Genomic DNA, 18,374 nt, shown 5'->3' with positions numbered 1-18,374 from the left:
GGAAGGTATCGTCTGAACTACTGTCTTCGCGGACAAGCGAAGCGTCGCCCGGTCCGCTCCTACAGGGGGCGTGTTCCAACCTGAGCAGCGGACCTAAATACCTAGAAGAAACCCAGCGGGTTGGTGTCGTAGCTCACCAGCAGGTTTTTGGTCTGCTGATAATGCTCAAGCGCGATTTTATGGGTTTCGCGGCCGACGCCGGATTTCTTGTAGCCACCGAACGCGGCGTGTGCCGGGTACAGGTGGTAGCAGTTGGTCCACACGCGTCCGGCCTTGATCGCCCGGCCCACGCGGTAGGCGCGGTTGATGTCGCGGGTCCACAGGCCTGCGCCCAGGCCGAACTCGGTATCGTTGGCGATGGCCACGGCTTCGGCTTCGTCCTTGAAGGTCGTGACGCTGACCACCGGACCGAAGATCTCCTCCTGGAACACGCGCATCTTGTTGTTGCCTTTGAGCAGCGTCGGCTGGATGTAGTAGCCGGTGGACAGGCTGCCCTCCAGCTTCTCCACTTTGCCGCCGGTCAACAGTTCGGCGCCTTCGCCCTTGGCGATGTCCAGGTACGAAAGAATCTTGTCGAACTGTTGCTCGGATGCCTGGGCGCCGACCATGGTATCGGTGTCCAGCGGGTCGCCGCGTTTGATCTTCTCGACCTTGCGCAGCACCGCTTCCATGAACTGTGGATAGATCGACTCCTGCACCAGCGCGCGGGACGGGCAGGTGCAGACTTCGCCCTGATTGAAGAACGCCAGGACCAGGCCTTCAGCGGCCTTGTCGATGAACTCCGGCTCGGCACTCATGATGTCTTCGAAGAAGATGTTCGGCGACTTGCCGCCCAGTTCCACGGTGGACGGGATGATGTTGTCCGCCGCCAGTTTCATGATGTGCGAGCCGACCGGTGTCGAGCCGGTGAAGGCGATTTTGGCGATGCGTTTGCTGCTGGCCAGCGCTTCACCCGCCTCGCGGCCATAACCCTGCACGATGTTCAGCACGCCGGGAGGCAGCAGGTCGCCGATCAGTTCGATCAGCACGCTGATGCCCAGCGGCGTCTGCTCGGCAGGTTTGAGCACGATGCAATTACCGGCCGCCAGCGCAGGGGCGAGTTTCCAGGCCGCCATCAGGAGCGGGAAGTTCCACGGGATGATCTGCCCGACCACGCCCAGCGGCTCATGAATGTGATAGGCCACGGTATTGCCGTCGATTTCGGCGGCGCTGCCTTCCTGCGCGCGCAGCACGCCGGCGAAGTAGCGGAAATGGTCGGCGGCCAGCGGGATATCGGCGTTGAGGGTTTCGCGGATCGCTTTGCCGTTGTCCCAGGTTTCGGTGATGGCCAGGACTTCCAGATTGGCTTCGATGCGATCGGCAATCTTCAGCAGCACCAGCGAGCGGGCCTGTACCGAGGTCGAGCCCCAGGCTGCAGCGGCGGCGTGCGCAGCGTCGAGTGCCTTGTCGATGTCTTCGGCGGTGGAGCGCGGAAATTCTGCGATGGCCTTGCCGGTGACCGGCGAGGTGTTGGTGAAGTACTGGCCTTTGACCGGCGCGACGAACTCGCCGCCGATGTAGTTACCGTAGCGTTCCTTGAAGTTGACGATGGCGCCTTCGGTACCGGGATGAGCGTAACGCATGGTATGTCTCCTGGTTCTTGTTGTGAGGGAGTCTGTGTCGATTCTGCTTTCGGGTATCTGGCAACGAGCGTTCAAGAATAGGCCATTTGCATTCGGCCGTGGCTAGGACTTTAGGCTTATCTGCCGGGCATTGAAATGGGCCGTGCGCGCAAGACGACGGACAAACTCAGGGTGCCATTTCACCGTCCCTACGTTAACCTGCGCAGATGTTCTGAGAGGTTGGTCATGCATATTCATATCCTTGGTATCTGCGGCACGTTCATGGGGTCTCTGGCGGTGCTCGCCAAAGAGTTAGGGCACCGGGTCACGGGCTCCGACGCCAACGTCTACCCACCGATGAGCACCCAGTTGCAGGCGCAGGGCATCGAGCTGACCCAAGGCTATGATCCCGTGCAACTGATCCCCGCGCCGGACCTGGTAGTGGTCGGCAACGCGCTGTCGCGTGGCAACCCGGCGGTTGAATATGTGCTCAACACAGGTTTGCCGTATGTGTCTGGCCCGCAGTGGCTGGCGGACCATGTGCTGCAAGGCCGCTGGGTACTGGCCGTGGCCGGCACGCACGGCAAGACCACCACCAGCAGCATGCTGGCCTGGGTGCTGGAACACGCGGGCATGAGCCCCGGCTTCCTGATCGGTGGCATCCCGCAGAACTTCGCCGTGTCGGCACGTCTGGGCGAGACCCCGTTCTTTGTGGTCGAGGCCGATGAATACGACAGCGCGTTCTTCGACAAACGCTCCAAGTTCGTCCACTACCGTCCGCGGACAGCGATTCTCAACAATCTTGAGTTCGATCATGCCGACATCTTCCCCGACCTGCCGGCCATCGAACGTCAGTTTCACCATCTGGTGCGTACCATTCCGAGCGAAGGCCTGGTGATCCATCCGACGACCGAGCCGGCGTTGTCGCGGGTCATCGAGATGGGCTGCTGGACGCCGGTACAGACCACGGGCCAGAACGGTCAGTGGCAGGCACGGCTGTTGAGCGAAGACGGCTCGCGCTTTGAAGTGCTGTTCGAAGGCGAACTTCAGGGCGCCGTCGACTGGGACATGACCGGTCAGCACAACGTGGCCAACGCCCTGGCGACACTGGCAGCCGCTCGCCATGTGGGCGTCGTGCCGTTGCTGGGGGTGCAGGCGCTCAGTGCGTTCAAGAGCGTCAAGCGGCGCATGGAAAAGGTCGCCGACGTGCGCGGCATCACTATTTATGATGACTTCGCCCATCACCCCACGGCTATCGCCACCACACTGGACGGCCTGCGCAAGAAGGTCGGTGATGCGTCGATCATTGCGGTCATCGAGCCGCGCTCCAACTCGATGAAGCTTGGCGCGCATCGCGACGGCCTGCGGGAAAGCGTGGGTCAGGCGGATCAGGTGGTCTGGTACGCTCCGCCCAATCTGGGCTGGGACCTGGCGGCAACAGTCGCGGGAGGCACTGTGCCTGCGTTGGTCTGTGATTCCCTTGAGGCAATCATCGCCCAGGTCAAAAGCCAGGCGCAGCCCGGCACGCACATCGTGATCATGAGCAACGGCGGCTTTGGCGGCTTACATGGCAAACTGGCCGAGGCGTTGCAATGAGCGGCCCGGAGCGCGTTACGGTTGCCATGACCGGCGCTTCCGGCGCGCCATATGGCCTGCGCCTGCTGGATTGTCTGGTGCGTGAGGATCGGGAAGTGCACTTCCTGATCTCCAAGGCGGCGCAACTGGTGATGGCCACCGAGACCGACGTACGCCTGCCGCCCAAGGCGATGATGATGCAGGCGTTTCTGACGGAGTACACCGGTGCGTCTGCCGGGCAGATTCGTGTCTATGGGCGCGATGACTGGATGTCGCCAGTGGCCTCCGGCTCGGGTGCGCCGAGCGCGATGGTGGTGGTGCCGTGTTCCACCGGTTCGCTGTCGGCGATTGCCACCGGGGCCTGCAACAATCTGATCGAGCGCGCCGCTGACGTGACGCTGAAGGAGCGGCGCCAATTGATTCTGGTGCCGCGCGAAGCGCCGTATTCCAGCATTCATCTGGAACACATGCTCAAGCTGTCGAACATGGGTGCAGTGATTTTGCCGGCGTCTCCCGGCTTTTATCACCAGCCGCAGACCATCGACGACCTGGTGGACTTTGTCGTCGCGCGGATCCTCAATCTGCTGAACATCCCTCAGGACATGTTGCCGCGCTGGGGCGAGCACCATATTGGCGGCGATGAATAAGCTGCTGATGGTAGCGCTTGCGCTGGCGCTGACCGGCTGCGCGACGGCACGCACGCTCAATGCGGCCAAACCTGGCGCGCCGGTGGTGTATGCCGGTACGCGCTTGAATATGTATGCGCTGCAGGGTGGTTGCTGTGCCGCCGACCGATTCGGTGCACAAGCTCCCAGCTACCCTGGCCTTGACCTGCCGGGCAGTGCGCTGCTCGACACCCTGCTGCTGCCACTGTCATTGCTGACGGCCGCGGGACTGGGGGTTCAGGCTACGGGCGGGCTTTAATGTGACGCAGATCATTCCCACGCGGAGCTGATCGTTATATACAAATCTGCTTTTGATTCTGGCCGCAGGCCGTAGGAGCGAACCGGGCGACGCTTCGCTTGTTCGCGAAAGGGGCGGTATGATCGCCGAAAATGTACCGTCTGAAACATCGCATTCGCGAACAAGTTCGCTCCTACGGCCTCCGGCCAGAATCAAAATCGGACTTGTGTTTAAAGATGAGCGCGGAGCGTGGGGACGATCATCGCTGAGCCTCGGCGAACCTACTTGCCCAGCTTGCGCAGCTCATCCGATTCGACGATCCGTTCGCCGTTCTGCTCTTCCAGCGCCAGCCGCCACAGGGCGCGGGCCAGGTGGCAGGCTTCGATGGCGCCGTATTTGCCGGGGATCAGTTTGGCGATAGGTGCCGCCAGTTGCTCGACCCAACGGGTTTCAGGACGGCTGCCCACCAGCAGGGAAGGGCGGGCGATGGTCAGTTGCGGCCAGCCCTGGGCACGAAGCGCCTGTTCCATTTCGCCTTTGACGCGGTTGTAGAAGGTGCTGGACTGCGGATCTGCGCCGACTGCGCTGATCACCAGCAAATGGCGAGCGCCGAGCTCGCGGGCGCGGCTGGCGAACGCTGTGACCATGTCCAGATCGACCGCCTTGAAGGCGTCCTGCGAGCCCGCCTGTTTGATCGTGGTGCCCAGGCAGCAGAATGCGATGTCCACCCGGCCAGACAGCGTTGGCAGCAGCGTCGCCAGCTCGCCGACCGGATTTTCCAGGTGCGAGTGTTCGGCCAGCGGCTTGCGCGTCGGTGCCAGCACGCGGGTGACGGTCGGCTCGCTGAGCAGCCGGTCCAGCAAATGCTCGCCTGTAAGGCCCGTGGCTCCTGCGAGCAGGATGTGTTGCGGCGTCAGGTACATATCGTTCTCCTTGATACTGCTAAGCCTAGCGGCTAGTCGAAGTCTTCGCTTCCGTGCGGTTCAACGCCGTGCTCAACGCGCGTTCGGCCTGGCTCTTGCGCAACTGCTGCCAGCGCGCCAGGACTCCTTTGGGTGCCCATATCTGCGGTTCGGAGGCCTCGAAGTTGTCTTCGGTCTCACGTTGCGCAACATAGGCCTTCGCTTCGTTGAAAGCGTGTTGCAGGTCATCGGTTTCGACCAATGCCCTGGCAAATAGTGCATCGCCAAAATAAGTGAAGTCGGCCTCTTCCGAGCAGCCGAACGAGACGCGGTCGGCGCGCGAGGCGGTCATGATCAGCGTGCGTTCATCTTTCAGGTCGGGAATGAAGCCGCCGGAATAACAGGCTGAAATCACCACAACCTTGTCACGGTTCTTCAGTGGCGCGAGGGCCGCGGCCAATGCGTCGGCGGGCAGGTCTGCCAGCGACAGGCGCGGCTGGTCGAGCACCAGTTCATGATCCTGAGTGCCGTGGCTGGTCAGGTAAATGAACACCAGGTCTTCCGGGCCGGTGCGCTGGGCGAGTGTCTGCACTGCGCGGGTGATGGTTTCACGCGTCGCCATCGGCCGGTCATCCATGTGATCGCGATGATTGACCAGGCTGACTTGCCCGACGGCACCGAAGCGCGACTTGAGCAGATTGCTCACGTAGTCCGCTTCGCGCATGAACACGCTCTGCTTGCCGTCGCCACCCACGACCAGCGTGTACAGCTCGGTGGCCGGTGTCGACGCCGGCACTCCTGCCAGTGCCTTGTCCAGCAGCGAACCCTGGACCAGCAGCCCGGCTTCGAGTGGGTCCGGGAGCAATTTGCCTTTGGCATCACGGATTCGCTCGCCGTTGGCCCAGATGCCGCGCTGCTCCTTGCCATCCGGAGAAATCAGCACGCCGTCGCCCTGGTAGGTGTCATCGGCGAACTGGCCGATGTAGCGGCTGCCATCGGCCAACAGCAACTGGCCCTGACCCATGAAGCGCCAGTTGTCGAAATCACCCTGATAGCGGCTGCCGTCAGAACCGATCAACTCGCCTTTGCCGGTCAGCGCGCCTTCCTTGAACTCACCGCTCCAGACGTCACCGTCGCTGTTTTCATAGCGCCCCTTGCCGTCCAGCTGGCCGTTGCGGAAATTGCCGACGTATTGATCGCCTTCAGCACTGGTGAAGCTGCCGGTGCCCTGCAATTGACCGTCGATGAAGTTGCCACTGTACTGGTTGCCGCTGGCGTCACTGCGCGACCCCTCGCCGTTGGCCTTGCCATTGGCGAACATGCCTTGATGCTGGCTGCCGTCTTCCAGTTCCAGGCGACCGGGGCCGTCGTATACACCGGCCTTGAACTGGCCACGATAAAGCACGCCCTTGTCTTTCTGGGTGCCTTCGCCGTCACGCATGCCAAGTTTGAAGCTGCCGACATAACTCGCGCCAGCGCGGGTGGTCAGTCGGCCCTGGCCATTGAACAGACCTTGCTCGAAGCCGCCCTTGTAGACGTCGCCATTGCTGGCGTGCCATTCGCCCTGACCCTGCCGCAGGCCGTTTTCGAACTGACCTGCGAACCAGCTGCCGTTGGGGTAATCGATGCGGCCCTGGCCCTGCAGGACGCCGTTGACCAGATCGCCCCGGTAGCGTCCGCCGTCGGGCAGGCGACCGTCGGGTGGCAAAATTGATTCGCCATCACCGCAGCCTGCGATCAAGAGTGTCAAAGCCAATGGAGCGAGCGCGCGCATGTGAGATCCCGGAAGAATGATTCAGGGGCGAGCCCGGCTCCGCTTGAGCAGATGTTAGGGGGCACGACCGCAGGGGAGTATGCCGCAGCGAGTCAACGGGATGAAACAGTCTGTTACGACTGTTTCATGTTTTAAACGCTTTATACGAAACACAACGTTAAAGGTTCGGCCACAAAAGCGGGTTTTTCCTGACCTTCGATCTCCAGCGTGGCCGTTGCCTTGAGCAACCACTGGCCGGGTTTTTTCTCGCTCACGTCGGTCAGCTGGACCTTGAGACGCACCCGCGAGTTGACCGTCACCGGTTGAACGAAGCGCACACTGTCCATCCCGTAATTGACCGCCATCTTCAAGCCTTCGGGCAGTACCATGATGCCCTCCATGAGCTTGGGAATCAGCGACAACGACAGGAAGCCATGTGCGATGGTCGCGCCGAACGGCGTCTGCGCCGCTTTGACCGGGTCGACATGGATGAACTGGAAATCCCCTGTGGCGTCGGCGAACAGGTTGATACGCTGCTGGTCGATAGTCAGCCAGTCTGAATAGCCTGCGTCCTTGCCGATGTACTGCCTGAGTTCTGTGACGGGTACGGAAGGCATACTGCTCTCCTTGTCTGATGAGGGTGTACTGAACGGCCACTGCCCGCAGCAGCCAATGCGTGCAGGCGAATCACCAGATCAGCAGAGGGGAGCTGGCCGGTCAAGCAACTGCAGCAATGCGAATACCCACTCATGACCTCTGGCGCAGCGTGTTTATAATGACGCCGATCGTTCGCCGGGTTCGTTTATCTGCTGGAGTCTTCATGCTGTTAAGGGGTTTGACATGGCTGGTGCTGTTCCAACTGCTGGGGACCGCGCTCAACCACCTGTTTCTGTCGATTTTGCCAGGGCCGATCATCGGCCTTGTGCTGCTTATGGCGTATTTGATGTGGCGCGGTGAAGTCAGCGAGCCGATCAGCATGGCGGCCAGCAGTCTGCTGCGCTATCTGCCGTTGCTGCTGGTGCCGCCTGCGGTCGGGGTGATGGTGTACGCGTCGGCCATTGCCGAAGACTTCTGGGCGATCTTTGGCACCCTGACCCTGTCGCTGATGATTTCCGTGGTCTTTGTCGGCTGGCTGATGCAGTCATTGATCAAGCGTCAGGCCCAGCGCCGGGAGTTGCCATGAGTCTTGACTGGCACGGTGCATGGCTGTCGGTGATTCATCACCCGCTTTTCGGCATCGCGATCACCCTGAGTGCCTACCAATTGGCGATGGCCGCCTATGAAAGAACCCGCTGGCTGTTTCTGCAGCCTGTGCTGGTCTCGATGGTGGTGGTGATCGGGATCGTGCTGTTCTGCGACCTTGAATACACCGAGTACCGCAAAAGCACCGAGATTCTGGGCACGCTGCTGGGGCCTGCAACCGTTGCGCTGGCGGTCCCGCTCTATTTGAATATGCGACGGATCCGCCAGTTGTTCTGGCCGGTCTTGACTACGCTGGTAATCGGCGGGGTGTTTGCCACCGGTTTGTGCGTGGGGTTCGGGGTGCTGTTCGGTGCCGACCACATGATTCTGATGACCATGGCGCCCAAATCAGTGACATCGCCCATCGCCATGCTGGTCGCCGAGCAGATCGGCGGGGTTGCCGCCCTGGCGGCTGTTTTTGTGTTGATTACTGGCGTATTCGGTGCCATTTTCGGCCCCGGTCTGCTGTCACTGATCGGGGTGGACAATCCTGCTGCCCGAGGCATGGCGCTGGGGCTTACCGCGCATGCGGTAGGCACATCCGTGGCATTGCAGGAGGGGGAAGAAACGGGGGCTTTTGCTGCGTTGGCAATGAGTCTGATGGGCGTTGCGACGGCGTTGTTCCTGCCGCTGGCAATGTCGCTGGCCATTTAAAAGGAGGCTTTTCTATGACGCTGCCATTGTTTCCGCTGAATGCTGTGCTGTTTCCAGGGTGCGTGCTTGATCTGCAGCTGTTTGAAGCCCGTTACCTGGACATGATCGGCCGCTGCATGAAGCAGGGGGAAGGGTTCGGTGTGGTGTGTATCACCGAGGGAAGTGAAGTTGGCTCCGCGCCGGACGGCCATTCGTTGATCGGCTGCGAAGCGCTGGTCATGGATTTTCAGCAGCAGGAGAACGGCTTGCTGGGCATTCGTGTGGTCGGGGGGCGTCGCTTCCGGGTTGTCGCCACTGAGGTTCAGCGCGATCAACTGCTGGTGGCCGAGGTCGAGTGGCTTGAAGAGCCCGTGGAGCGCCCGCTGCAGGAGGAAGACGCCGACCTTGTGGCCCTGCTCGAAGCGCTGGCCGAGCATCCAATGGTGGCTTCCTTGAACATGGGTGTGTCTGCCGGTGGGCAATACGCCTTGTCCAACCAGCTTGCCTATCTGCTGCCGTTCACCGAAAAAGACAAAGTGGAACTGCTGGAAATCGACGACCCCGAAGAGCGTCTCGACGCGATTCAGGAATTGCTCGATGAAATGCAGGGCGATCTGCAGGCCTGAGCCCGGATCGCGCTGTTCATTGCGCAGGGTAGCAGAGCGTCTGGAACGCCATGCCGACGCAGAGCATCGGCACGTCTGTCGCGGTTAGCTCGGTGGATACTGCTCCAGAATTTTCGCCACCGTGGTGCGCATGGCCTGATCGCGTTCGGACGGGCTGCCGGCGTTGTCATTGAGGATGCGCTCGGTGCTGCCACGCCAGACCAGCTTGCCGTCCTTGCCGTCGAACATATCGATCTGCACGGTGCCGACCTTGTAGTCGACGCTGCGGGTTTCGGTGTTCATCGGCCCGTTCCAGTAGCCATAACCGCCCCAGGGGCTCCAGCCCCCGCCATAGTTGGTGCTGACCGTCTGCTGACGGTTTTCGACGATCAGCCAGGCCTGCACTTTCAAATCCGGCCGGGCGCCGGCTGCGGCCATGCGTAATCCACGCTGGTCCAGTTGCTCGCCGATCGACTGGCGAAGGCGCTGCTCGGTCAGGTCGCTCTTGAGCCGTGGATCATTGGCGGGCTGATACTGAACGGCGGGCTCTTTCCAGCTCCAGCTGCGATAGCCGCCGAAATCCCGCTGGGCATCGAAGTCGCGATTGATCGAGTTGCTCTGACAGGCCGTCAGCAACACGGCACAGGTCAGCAGAACGATACGGCGAAACATGGCAGTTCTCCGAAAGGGTTACGAAGGCGGGTAGGCCGCCAGAGCCTGTTGCACGGCCTGCCGCAATGCACTGCTGCGGTCGGCCAGATTGTTGCTGGCGCGCGCATCGGCACTGGCGCTCCATACCGGCTGGCCACTGCGCGCGTCAATCAGGTTGATCTGCACCACCATGACCTTTTCCTGATAGGTGCGCACCACCGGCACACTGGCGTAGCCGCCATAACCGGGCCGGTAGCCATCGTAGCGGCCATAGCCCATGCCGCCCCCGTAGTAGGGATCGTAATCTTCACGCACCTGGCGCAGCCGGGTTTCCTGCCGGGTCGTGGCAGCGACGTACAGGTCTGCCGGTTGATTGCCGCGAGCCGGTCGCAAGCCACGCTGGTCCAGGCCGTTGCTCACGGCTTCGACCACCTGCGCCGAATCCACCCATGCGGTACCGGGCGGCAGCTGACCGTTGAGCCAGCCCCAGGAGCGATAACGCCCATAGTCACGCGGGGGCGCAGGGTAGGCGCTCATGTCCAGCGTTCTTGCCGCCTGCGCGGGGGCGGGAGGCATGGGCAGAGAGCTGGCGACATACGGATTGTCGCTCTGGCAGGCGCTGATCCCGAGCAGAGCGGTTCCCAGCAGCACGGCAAACAAGGCAGAACGGTGTTTCATGGTGGGCTCCGCAGTGATGTCAGACCGGACGGCACATCCAGTGAAGGTATCGACCCAGCCCGGCAAAGGCTGGATGACGCCGATGCGCCAGTTCCATTTCCAGCAGATCCGTCAGCTCGGCCCGAGCCTGGAATTCAACCGGCATGTAATCGTGAAATACCCGCACCCCGCTACGCGTTTCGACTTGCCACAGGCCTTCAAGTTGCGCCGCCAGTTCCCGGGGGTCGAGCGGTTGCTGGGGCGTCAGGCTCTGTTTTTCTCCGGCCATGTCATTTTTGCGCATCTTGCGGAAATGGCCCTTCAACAGGTTGCGATAGACCAAGGCATCGCGGTTGTAAAACGCCAGCGACAGCCAGCCATCGTCCTTGGTCAGCCGGCGCAGCACCGGGAGGATGCTGTGCGGCTCGGCCAGCCATTCCAGCACGGCGTGGCACAGCACCAGATCATAAGTGTCGCTCAGTAACTCGGGCAGCGCCTGCCACGGGGCCTGAATGAAGGTTGCCGTCTGTCCGGCGTCGGCGAAGCGCTGACGTGCGCCTTCGAGCATCGGCTCGGCGGGTTCGGCCAGGGTCACCTGATGACCCTGTTCGGCCAGCCATAACGACATGTGGCCCAGCCCGGCGCCGATATCCAGTACACGAAGCGGTCGCTCGGGCAGGTTCTCGGTCAGGTCGGCCTGCAGTACTGCCAGACGAATGGCACCCTTGGCACCGCCATAGATCTTTTCTGCAAAACGGGTCGCCAGCTGGTCGAAATGCCGATCACTCACTTGGCAAATCTCCGCTCGCTGTCAGCCAGCTTGTTACGCACCACCGCGTCCATGTCCAGGCCCAGTTCGCTGCACAGCAGCAACAGGTAGAGGACAATGTCGCCGACTTCCTGGCCGGCGTGCTCCAACTGGTCGGCAGGCAGCTCGCGGGACTGGTCTTCGCGCAGCCACTGGAATATTTCCACCAGCTCGGCCATCTCCACACTGGCAGCCATGGCCAGGTTTTTCGGGCTGTGAAATTGTTTCCAGTCATTCTGGTCGCGGATGCGGTGCAGGCGTTGGGTCAACTCGTCGAGGTTCATCATGCTCTCCTGAAGACGCATAGCTTCAGGGGGAACGGGTCGCCAGGCAAGTGGGCGTTGAGGTTTGTTCAGCCGTTGATGGGAGCAGGGCTCCCGTCAGAGGTGTTCATCCGGCTGTGCGTCACTCGCTGACAGGCTGCCAGCTACCGACCATATGCACGATGCCTTCCTGGCCTTCGACACGGAACTGGCCCTGCGAGCCGGCGGCACTGGCCGACAGCGTCACGTCGGCAGGCAGGCGTACAGGCTTCTGGAACTGCACGCTGATCTCGACATTCGAGGCCGGCAAGTGCTCGCCCAGCGCCGCGAGCGCACGGGCCTTGAGCCACATGCCGTGGGCAATGGCGCGAGGGAAACCGAACAGCCTGGCGCTGGGGGCGCTGAGGTGAATCGGGTTGTAGTCGCCCGACACCTTGGCGTACTCGCGGCCTATCTGTGCCGTCGCCCGCCAGTGTTGCAGTTCGCTGAGCGGTAGCGGCTCGGCTTCCGGATAGCTCACCGGGCTGTCTTCCAGATGCACGGCGGTGCACAGCAGGGTGCTTTCTTCTTCCCACAACAGCCCCATGCCGTCTTCGGCTTGGGTGACCAGGGTGAACGTCGCCCCCTTGGCATGCGGGCGCAGATCGGTAGCCTGAACGCTGATGTACAACTGGCTCACACCGCCCAGTGGGCGATGCGTGCGGGTGCGATTGGCGAGGTGAATCAGCCCCAGCAGAGGAAACGGAAAGTCCTCGGAGGTCATCAATTGCATTTGCAGCGGAAATGCCAGCACGTGCGGGTAGGTTGGAGGCAGCAGGCTGCTCTCTTCGAATCCGCACACTTTGCGGTACGCTTCAAGCTTGTCGGTATCGACCGCAATCCAGCTGCGCAAGCCCAGATCGGGTAGCTGCATCCCGGTGACCTTGCGCCTGAGCGCTGCCTGGATGAACAGGTTGGACAGGGGCTGCAGGGAATTGAGGTAGCGCCAGTGAGCCGTCATCATCCATCTCCTTGAATTCGATGCGGGTGCTTAAGCCCCGATCACGTTTTGACCACATACACGTAGAACCTGACCGCTCACCGCGCCGCTGCCCGGCTGGCTGAACCACGCCACCGCTTCGGCAACGTCCTGTGGCGAGCCGCCCTGACCCAGCGAACTCATGCGCCGCCCGGCTTCACGCAGGGTGAACGGCATGTGCGCGGTCATTTTCGTTTCGATGAAGCCCGGCGCGACGGCGTTGATGCTGATGCCGCGTGACTTGAGCCCGGGGGCCATGGCCCGTGCAAAACCGATCAGACCTGCCTTGCTGGTGGTGTAGTTGGTTTGCCCGCGGTTACCGGCGATACCGCTGATCGAGGCCATGAGCACGATCCGCGCGTTATCCTTCAAGGCTCCCGCGTCGAGCAGTACTTGAGTCAGCACTTGCGGCGCACTGAGGTTGACCGCCAGTACCGAGTCCCAGAAATCTTCCGGCATGTTGACCAGCGTCTTGTCGCGCGTGATGCCGGCGTTGTGCACCAGTATGTCGACGCCGTCGGGCAGGTGTTCGAGCAACTGCGCCGGGGCATCCGCCGCGCAGATATCCAGCGCCAGGGCCTGACCGCCAAGCCGTGAGGCGAGTGCTTCCAGCTCGTTCCTGGTTTGCGGCACATCCAGCAGGATGACCTGCGCGCCGTCACGGGTCAGGGTCTCGGCGATTGATGCGCCGATGCCGCGTGCCGCGCCCGTCACCACTGCCTTGCGCCCGGCCAGCGGGCGGGTCCAGTCCTGCACCTTGCTCGGGCAGGCACTGAGGTGGACGAACTGGCCGGAGATGAACGCAGCCTTGGGCGTGAGGAAGAAGCGCAGGGCGCCCTCCAGTTGATCCTGCGCGTCGTCATCCACCTGCAGCAACTTGACCGTTGCGCCATTGCGCACTTCCTTGGCCAGCGAGCGGCTGAAGCCTTCGATGGCCTGTTGAGTGCTGGCCGCCAGCGGATCAGTGAGTGTCTCGGGTGCCTTGCCGAGAATGACCACATGCGCGCAGTGATCGAGATTGCGCAGCAGCGGCTGAAAGAAGTCCCGCAACTGCCTGAGCTGATCGGTGCGCAGGATCTGGCTGGCGTCGAAAACCACTGCCTTAAGGCGCGGACCCTGGTTGGACACCCACGTCGTGGCACCGGGCATGTCGCTGCCGAAACTGTAAAGCGAGTCGGTCAGGCGGCTGGCGAACTGGCGGACCTGATCCCCCAGCGGTCCTGCGCTGATCAGCAAGGTCCCTTCGACGGGGCGCAGACGTCCGGCCTGCCAGCGCTCCAGGTGAGTGGGGGCGGGCAGACCGACGGCCTTCACCAGGCGCCGACCCATGTCGGAGTTGGCGAAATCAATATAGCGATCTGACGGCATGGAACACTCTCCTGAAGTCGGGGTTCAAAGGAATGGACCACGGTGGCATGACGTTTGTTCTTGCGATCGACACGGCTCATTCATTCGCTTGAAGAAAGGGAGTTTTCCATGACGCATCCTCGTCGGGTCGCCATCGTCGGCGGTAACCGCATTCCGTTCGCGCGCTCCAATGGCCCTTATGCCAAGGCCAGCAATCAGGACATGCTCACGGCTGCTCTGGAAGGGCTGATCGAGCGCTTCAATCTGCACGGGCTGCGCATGGGCGAGGTGGTGACGGGCGCGGTGCTCAAGCACTCCAGAGACTTCAACCTGACCCGCGAATGCGTGCTCGGCTCGCGGCTCTCGGCACAGACCCCGGCCTACGACATTCAGCAAGCGTGCGGTACGGGGCTGGAAGCGGCGTTGCTGGTGGCCAACAAGATCGCTCTGGGGCAGATCGAGTGCGGCATTGCCGGCGGCGTGGACACCACGTCCGATGCGCCGATCGGCGTCAACGAGGGGCTGCGCAAGATCCTGCTGCAGGTAAACCGCAGCAAGACGCCCGGTGACAAGCTCAAGGCCCTGATGCAGTTGCGTCCACACCACCTCAAACCGGAGCTGCCGCGTAACGGCGAGCCGCGTACGCGCTTGTCGATGGGCCAGCATTGCGAGCTGATGGCGCAGACCTGGGGCATAGAGCGCGGGCCGCAGGATCAACTGGCGCTCGAGAGCCATCTGAAAATGGCCGCGGCCTACGCCGAGGGCTGGCAGGATGATTTGATGACGCCGTATCTGGGGCTGATCCGTGACAACAACCTGCGTCCGGACCTGACGCTTGAAAAGCTGGCCAGCCTCAAGCCCGCGTTCGAGCGCAGCGCCAAGGGCACCTTGTCGGCGGGCAATTCGACACCGCTGACCGATGGCGCATCGGTGGTGTTGCTGGCCAGCGAGGAGTGGGCTCGCGAGCGGGGCCTGCCGGTGCTGGCCTACTGGCGCGACGGCGAGGCCGCAGCGGTGGATTTCGTCAACGGTGCAGAAGGGCTGCTGATGGCGCCGGTCTACGCCGTTCCGCGTCTGCTGGCCCGCAATGGCCTGACCCTTCAGGACTTCGATTACTACGAAATCCATGAAGCCTTCGCCGCGCAGGTGCTGTGTACCCTCAAGGCCTGGGAAGACGCCGACTACTGCAAGACCCGCCTAGGGCTGGACGCGCCGCTGGGGTCGATTGATCGCAGCAAACTGAACGTCAAGGGCAGCTCACTGGCTGCCGGCCACCCGTTCGCCGCGACCGGAGGCCGCATCGTCGCCAATCTGGCCAAGCTGCTGGATGCGGCAGGCAGCGGACGTGGATTGATTTCCATCTGTGCCGCAGGCGGCCAGGGCGTGACGGCGATTCTGGAGCGTTAGGCAAATGCTGGGGTCATGGGCATAATCCACAACTGACTTACGCAGAGCATGGGCACTATCGCGGTCTACCTGACGACTATCGTTCCTCACGCTCCTGCGTGGGGATGCATGTCGTGGCGCTCCGCGTCACACCCGTGCGCGGGATGATCAATCAGCATTATTGGCCTGTAACGTTGAGGTAAGGCATGGGGTTCATTATTGGCGTATCGGTACTGCTGATTCTGATCGGCACCGTGTTCTATCTGTTCGACAAAGGCGCGCGCACTCGCTGGCTGAGGCCTTATATCGGGCTGATGCTGATCGGTTTGTTGATCGGCGGGATGGGCTTGCTGGTGGGGCTGGTCTCCGATGAAATAGAGGTTTATTTCCTGCTGGTGGCCAAATGGGTCATCGCGGTGACCGGTATCATGTTCTGCCTGCGACTGATCGTACTGATCGCCAAGCGCTTCATCGCCAGCAATTGAGCGTGCAATCCGCCCATGTGTGACAGGACAACGTGGAAAATCACTTCAAGTTTCTGACCCTGCCCAAGACCTCGGGCGAGGTCGCCAACGTCTTCATTCACGGCTACTCGTCAGGGCATGATCTGGATGACCGACGCCTGTTGGCCAACAGCATCCCCGGCGCCTTGCGCCAGAGTGTGAACATTCTGGCGTTCTGGCCATCCAGCCATTTCACCCAGATGGACAACCGTTCCCGTGGCCTGCTGATGGCGGCTGCCCGTGTGCACCCGCTCGCGGGCGCGGCGGCGCTGGCGGGGGACCGGGTCGTTCATTTTGCGCGTATCCGCAACCGTGCCCGCGACATGGGCAAGGTGCTGTTGGCGCAGCTGGATCGCTACCTGTTCGAACATCATCCCGACGTCAGGCAGGTCAATCTGATCGGCCATTCACTGGGCGGCCGGCTGCTGGTCAGCGCGCTCAAGGAGCTGCAGCAGACACCCGAACACGGGCTGGTGGTGGGCGACGTATTGCTGATGGCCGCTGCCGTACGCATTGATGCTGCCGAGGCCGAGCGGCTCAAGCAGAAAATCAGCGGACGGCTGATCAATGCGTATTCCACGGAAGATCATGTGCTGTTGCTGAATCTGGGCGAAAAGAGCCTGGGACGTACGCCGGTCGAGCACTTCGAGAATGTGCGCATGCGGGGTTATCGCCATCACCATTACTGGCAGCGCTTGCAGGAAGTGCTGATTGCCACTCGCTTCAGTGGCTGTGAAGGGCTGGAAACCGGCGTTGCGGTGCTACCGACAATGACCCGCGACCCGGTCCTGCAGGACGTCTGGCTGCACAGCGTTCTGGCCCGTTCGCCGGACTGCGTGCTGGAGGCGGCCATCAAGCATTTGCGCAGCAGTCGCTGGACGCGCCTCAAGGCCACTGAAGCGGACCGCACTTACGCCTTCGTGCGCGAATTCCAACTGGTCGCCGGGCACTTTCTGATCAATGCCGCCCGGCGTCGTGGCGTGCCCTATACGCGAGTGCTGGGCATGCTGGCGCGGCAATACGGTCTGGGCGATGCGCTGCACCAGTGCGCGACGGTGGTCGAAGTGGAAGAGCTGCTGCTCAGAACGTTCTTTCGCCATGCGTTCAACAGCGCGCACCCGCTGGTGCAGATGCCGCGCGCCAGTGTCCGCGCGATGAGCTGGGATATCTATGCCACGCATGTCGATGCACTGGCCGAGCGCCTGACTGTGGCGGCGTTTTTCAAGACCGCGCAGCCCGACGAGGCGCCCGGCGCGGTCAAGGGCTTGCTCGGTGCAATTCGCCAGGCCCCGGTGCAACGCTTGCTGACGCACTTCGGCACTGCGCTGCGACCGGGTTATTCCGCACTGATCCCCACCGTGGCGATCGTCTTCTATGCGCGCGTCACGCTGGACGATGACGCGCTGATGTAAGCCGCAATCACGCGGCTTGAGCTTCTTCCAGGGCGGCGGCCGAAAGCTGCTGGCGATGACGACTGGCGTAGCTCTCGGCGATGATCGAGCACACGATCAGCTGCATCGGGTGGTAGATCATGATCGGCAACAGAATCAGGCCAAGCCCCGGATTGCTGCCGAAAATCAGCGCAGCCATCGGCGCGCCTGCAGCAAGGGACTTCTTGGTGGCGCAGAACACCGCCGCGACCTTGTCGGCATGATCGAACTTGAGCACCCGCGCCGTGCGGGTGGTCATCAACAGGATCACCGCCAGCAACAGCGCGGTGCCGATGAACGCGGTCAGGATCACGCTGTTGCCCTGGCTTTGCCACATGCCGGAGATCATCGAGTTGCAGAACGCCGCATACACCAGCAGCAGAATCACCAGCTTGTCGATCAGGTTGGTGTATTTCTTGTGACGGGCGAAGAACTTGCCCAGCAGCGGCCGCATTAACTGGCCAAGCACCAGTGGCAGCAGGAGCATGGCGCACAGGTCGAGCAGCGTATCGCCCAGATCGATCCCGCCAGCGCCGGTGCCGACCACCAGGCTCACCAGCCACGGGGTGATGAAAATCCCGATGACACTGGACATGCTGGCGTTGAGAATCGCTGCCGGGACATTGCCGCCTGCGCTGCCGGTCAGCGCCACAGAGGAGGAAATGGTCGAGGGCAGGGCGCACAGGTAGAGGAAGCCCAGCATCAGCAGCGCTGGCACCTGCGAGCCCAGCAGCTTGTTGCACGCCAGCCAGATCAGCGGGAACACCACGAAGGTGAAGACCTGGATCATCACGTGCAAGCGCCAGTTGGTCAGGCCTTTCTTGATCTGCTCGCTGGACAGATTCACGCCATGCAGAAAGAACACTACGAACACGCCGACCTTGATGACGTACTCAGCGTGCATGCTGCCGCCGGTAGCCCCGAAACGCGGGAAGAAATAGGCGAGTACCGTCGCCAGCACCATGCCCCAGAGGAACCAGTCAGTGGCGACGCGCTTGAAGTGTTTGAGTGATTGCATACGGGGTCCGGAGAACTTTTGTAAACAGAGAGGCGTGCAGGCTACTCTGTTGCTCCATAGCCGTCTTGCGACATAAGGC

General features: G+C 62.1%; 20 protein-coding genes. 9 read left to right on the top strand and 11 right to left on the bottom strand.

The genetic code is table 11. The annotated features are described in order from the left end of the window. Positions 1-101: 101 nt before the first annotated feature. A complete protein-coding gene (locus KBY08_RS11040; RefSeq protein ID WP_003414571.1) occupies positions 102-1,622 on the bottom strand; it encodes an aldehyde dehydrogenase family protein in 1,521 nt (506 codons plus the stop codon). Between the two features lie 225 nt (positions 1,623-1,847). Here KBY08_RS11040 and mpl point away from each other — a divergent pair, with 225 nt between their 5' ends. The 3 genes from mpl to KBY08_RS11025 are packed head-to-tail and all read left to right on the top strand — an operon-like array spanning position 1,848 to position 4,100. Continuing rightward, on the top strand, positions 1,848-3,197 hold the full coding sequence (mpl, locus tag KBY08_RS11035) for a UDP-N-acetylmuramate:L-alanyl-gamma-D-glutamyl-meso-diaminopimelate ligase (protein ID WP_024641063.1): 1,350 nt from the start codon (positions 1,848-1,850) through the stop codon (positions 3,195-3,197). After that, positions 3,194-3,823, top strand: coding sequence for a flavin prenyltransferase UbiX (ubiX, locus tag KBY08_RS11030; protein WP_011266526.1), 630 nt, complete (start codon positions 3,194-3,196; stop codon positions 3,821-3,823). The genes mpl and ubiX overlap by 4 nt, the downstream gene beginning before the upstream one ends. Then, on the top strand, positions 3,816-4,100 hold the full coding sequence (locus tag KBY08_RS11025; protein WP_103360386.1) for a YceK/YidQ family lipoprotein: 285 nt from the start codon (positions 3,816-3,818) through the stop codon (positions 4,098-4,100). Before ubiX ends, KBY08_RS11025 begins: the two co-directional genes overlap by 8 nt. A 260-nt stretch (positions 4,101-4,360) precedes the next feature. Here the strand turns inward: KBY08_RS11025 and KBY08_RS11020 are convergent, their stop codons facing one another. The 3 genes from KBY08_RS11020 to KBY08_RS11010 all read right to left on the bottom strand — a co-directional run bounded on the left by KBY08_RS11020 (position 4,361) and on the right by KBY08_RS11010 (position 7,351). Beyond that, complete coding sequence (locus tag KBY08_RS11020) at positions 4,361-5,002, bottom strand: NAD(P)H-binding protein (protein WP_011266528.1); 642 nt, start codon at positions 5,000-5,002, stop codon at positions 4,361-4,363. 25 nt (positions 5,003-5,027) lie between these two features. After that, positions 5,028-6,755: a C13 family peptidase gene (locus KBY08_RS11015; RefSeq protein WP_024660345.1), complete on the bottom strand. Its 1,728-nt coding sequence runs from the start codon at positions 6,753-6,755 to the stop codon at positions 5,028-5,030. Between the two features lie 140 nt (positions 6,756-6,895). After that, on the bottom strand, positions 6,896-7,351 hold the full coding sequence (locus KBY08_RS11010) for a MaoC family dehydratase (protein WP_011266530.1): 456 nt from the start codon (positions 7,349-7,351) through the stop codon (positions 6,896-6,898). 203 nt (positions 7,352-7,554) lie between these two features. Here KBY08_RS11010 and KBY08_RS11005 point away from each other — a divergent pair, with 203 nt between their 5' ends. From KBY08_RS11005 to KBY08_RS10995, 3 genes are read left to right on the top strand one after another with little or no spacing between them, the layout of a single operon-like run. Then, positions 7,555-7,917, top strand: coding sequence for a CidA/LrgA family protein (locus KBY08_RS11005; RefSeq protein WP_004407954.1), 363 nt, complete (start codon positions 7,555-7,557; stop codon positions 7,915-7,917). Continuing rightward, complete coding sequence (locus KBY08_RS11000; RefSeq protein WP_011266531.1) at positions 7,914-8,630, top strand: LrgB family protein; 717 nt, start codon at positions 7,914-7,916, stop codon at positions 8,628-8,630. The genes KBY08_RS11005 and KBY08_RS11000 overlap by 4 nt, the downstream gene beginning before the upstream one ends. A gap of 14 nt (positions 8,631-8,644) precedes the next feature. Further along, positions 8,645-9,235, top strand: coding sequence for an LON peptidase substrate-binding domain-containing protein (locus tag KBY08_RS10995; RefSeq protein ID WP_004407958.1), 591 nt, complete (start codon positions 8,645-8,647; stop codon positions 9,233-9,235). Between the two features lie 84 nt (positions 9,236-9,319). On the opposite strand, the gene KBY08_RS10990 is transcribed toward KBY08_RS10995, so the two are convergent. From KBY08_RS10990 to KBY08_RS10965, 6 genes are all read right to left on the bottom strand, one after another. Further along, positions 9,320-9,886: a DUF4136 domain-containing protein gene (locus KBY08_RS10990; RefSeq protein WP_024659866.1), complete on the bottom strand. Its 567-nt coding sequence runs from the start codon at positions 9,884-9,886 to the stop codon at positions 9,320-9,322. An 18-nt stretch (positions 9,887-9,904) separates the two neighbouring features. Beyond that, complete coding sequence (locus tag KBY08_RS10985; RefSeq protein WP_011266533.1) at positions 9,905-10,543, bottom strand: DUF4136 domain-containing protein; 639 nt, start codon at positions 10,541-10,543, stop codon at positions 9,905-9,907. Positions 10,544-10,562: 19 nt separating this feature from the next. After that, positions 10,563-11,312: a methyltransferase domain-containing protein gene (locus tag KBY08_RS10980; RefSeq protein ID WP_024659867.1), complete on the bottom strand. Its 750-nt coding sequence runs from the start codon at positions 11,310-11,312 to the stop codon at positions 10,563-10,565. After that, positions 11,309-11,614 (bottom strand): MazG-like family protein, encoded by a 306-nt coding sequence (locus tag KBY08_RS10975; RefSeq protein ID WP_004407969.1) that lies wholly within the window; start codon positions 11,612-11,614, stop codon positions 11,309-11,311. The genes KBY08_RS10980 and KBY08_RS10975 overlap by 4 nt, the downstream gene beginning before the upstream one ends. A gap of 121 nt (positions 11,615-11,735) precedes the next feature. Further along, complete coding sequence (locus KBY08_RS10970) at positions 11,736-12,593, bottom strand: MaoC/PaaZ C-terminal domain-containing protein (protein WP_024638253.1); 858 nt, start codon at positions 12,591-12,593, stop codon at positions 11,736-11,738. A gap of 30 nt (positions 12,594-12,623) precedes the next feature. Next, a complete protein-coding gene (locus KBY08_RS10965; protein ID WP_004407971.1) occupies positions 12,624-13,979 on the bottom strand; it encodes a 3-oxoacyl-ACP reductase in 1,356 nt (451 codons plus the stop codon). A 108-nt stretch (positions 13,980-14,087) separates the two neighbouring features. Between KBY08_RS10965 and KBY08_RS10960 the strand changes: the two genes are divergently transcribed. From KBY08_RS10960 to KBY08_RS10950, 3 genes are all read left to right on the top strand, one after another. After that, positions 14,088-15,365, top strand: coding sequence for an acetyl-CoA C-acetyltransferase (locus KBY08_RS10960; RefSeq protein WP_024641337.1), 1,278 nt, complete (start codon positions 14,088-14,090; stop codon positions 15,363-15,365). Positions 15,366-15,550: 185 nt separating this feature from the next. Then, on the top strand, positions 15,551-15,829 hold the full coding sequence (locus KBY08_RS10955) for a hypothetical protein (protein ID WP_011266537.1): 279 nt from the start codon (positions 15,551-15,553) through the stop codon (positions 15,827-15,829). A gap of 32 nt (positions 15,830-15,861) precedes the next feature. Continuing rightward, positions 15,862-17,259 (top strand): DUF726 domain-containing protein, encoded by a 1,398-nt coding sequence (locus KBY08_RS10950; protein ID WP_024659555.1) that lies wholly within the window; start codon positions 15,862-15,864, stop codon positions 17,257-17,259. A 7-nt stretch (positions 17,260-17,266) separates the two neighbouring features. On the opposite strand, the gene KBY08_RS10945 is transcribed toward KBY08_RS10950, so the two are convergent. Next, positions 17,267-18,295, bottom strand: a complete 1,029-nt coding sequence (locus KBY08_RS10945) for a bile acid:sodium symporter family protein (RefSeq protein WP_011266539.1) — start codon at positions 18,293-18,295, stop codon at positions 17,267-17,269. Positions 18,296-18,374 lie beyond the last annotated feature (79 nt).

It is taken from the genome of Pseudomonas sp. P135, from assembly GCF_020312125.1.
In the GTDB taxonomy this organism is placed as follows: domain Bacteria; phylum Pseudomonadota; class Gammaproteobacteria; order Pseudomonadales; family Pseudomonadaceae; genus Aquipseudomonas; species Aquipseudomonas fragariae.
The sequence above is the reverse complement of the archived record's forward strand: the minus strand, read 5'-3'. Positions and strand labels throughout refer to the sequence as shown.

What these genes read in the sequence shown, in the direction of transcription:
- KBY08_RS11040 (WP_003414571.1), bottom strand. Translation starts at nt 1,622, where the DNA reads ATGCGTTACGCTCATCCCGGTACCGAAGGCGCCATCGTCAACTTCAAG.
- mpl (WP_024641063.1), top strand. Translation starts at nt 1,848, where the DNA reads ATGCATATTCATATCCTTGGTATCTGCGGCACGTTCATGGGGTCTCTG.
- ubiX (WP_011266526.1), top strand. Translation starts at nt 3,194, where the DNA reads ATGAGCGGCCCGGAGCGCGTTACGGTTGCCATGACCGGCGCTTCCGGC.
- KBY08_RS11025 (WP_103360386.1), top strand. Translation starts at nt 3,816, where the DNA reads ATGAATAAGCTGCTGATGGTAGCGCTTGCGCTGGCGCTGACCGGCTGC.
- KBY08_RS11020 (WP_011266528.1), bottom strand. Translation starts at nt 5,002, where the DNA reads ATGTACCTGACGCCGCAACACATCCTGCTCGCAGGAGCCACGGGCCTT.
- KBY08_RS11015 (WP_024660345.1), bottom strand. Translation starts at nt 6,755, where the DNA reads ATGCGCGCGCTCGCTCCATTGGCTTTGACACTCTTGATCGCAGGCTGC.
- KBY08_RS11010 (WP_011266530.1), bottom strand. Translation starts at nt 7,351, where the DNA reads ATGCCTTCCGTACCCGTCACAGAACTCAGGCAGTACATCGGCAAGGAC.
- KBY08_RS11005 (WP_004407954.1), top strand. Translation starts at nt 7,555, where the DNA reads ATGCTGTTAAGGGGTTTGACATGGCTGGTGCTGTTCCAACTGCTGGGG.
- KBY08_RS11000 (WP_011266531.1), top strand. Translation starts at nt 7,914, where the DNA reads ATGAGTCTTGACTGGCACGGTGCATGGCTGTCGGTGATTCATCACCCG.
- KBY08_RS10995 (WP_004407958.1), top strand. Translation starts at nt 8,645, where the DNA reads ATGACGCTGCCATTGTTTCCGCTGAATGCTGTGCTGTTTCCAGGGTGC.
- KBY08_RS10990 (WP_024659866.1), bottom strand. Translation starts at nt 9,886, where the DNA reads ATGTTTCGCCGTATCGTTCTGCTGACCTGTGCCGTGTTGCTGACGGCC.
- KBY08_RS10985 (WP_011266533.1), bottom strand. Translation starts at nt 10,543, where the DNA reads ATGAAACACCGTTCTGCCTTGTTTGCCGTGCTGCTGGGAACCGCTCTG.
- KBY08_RS10975 (WP_004407969.1), bottom strand. Translation starts at nt 11,614, where the DNA reads ATGAACCTCGACGAGTTGACCCAACGCCTGCACCGCATCCGCGACCAG.
- KBY08_RS10970 (WP_024638253.1), bottom strand. Translation starts at nt 12,593, where the DNA reads ATGACGGCTCACTGGCGCTACCTCAATTCCCTGCAGCCCCTGTCCAAC.
- KBY08_RS10965 (WP_004407971.1), bottom strand. Translation starts at nt 13,979, where the DNA reads ATGCCGTCAGATCGCTATATTGATTTCGCCAACTCCGACATGGGTCGG.
- KBY08_RS10960 (WP_024641337.1), top strand. Translation starts at nt 14,088, where the DNA reads ATGACGCATCCTCGTCGGGTCGCCATCGTCGGCGGTAACCGCATTCCG.
- KBY08_RS10955 (WP_011266537.1), top strand. Translation starts at nt 15,551, where the DNA reads ATGGGGTTCATTATTGGCGTATCGGTACTGCTGATTCTGATCGGCACC.
- KBY08_RS10945 (WP_011266539.1), bottom strand. Translation starts at nt 18,295, where the DNA reads ATGCAATCACTCAAACACTTCAAGCGCGTCGCCACTGACTGGTTCCTC.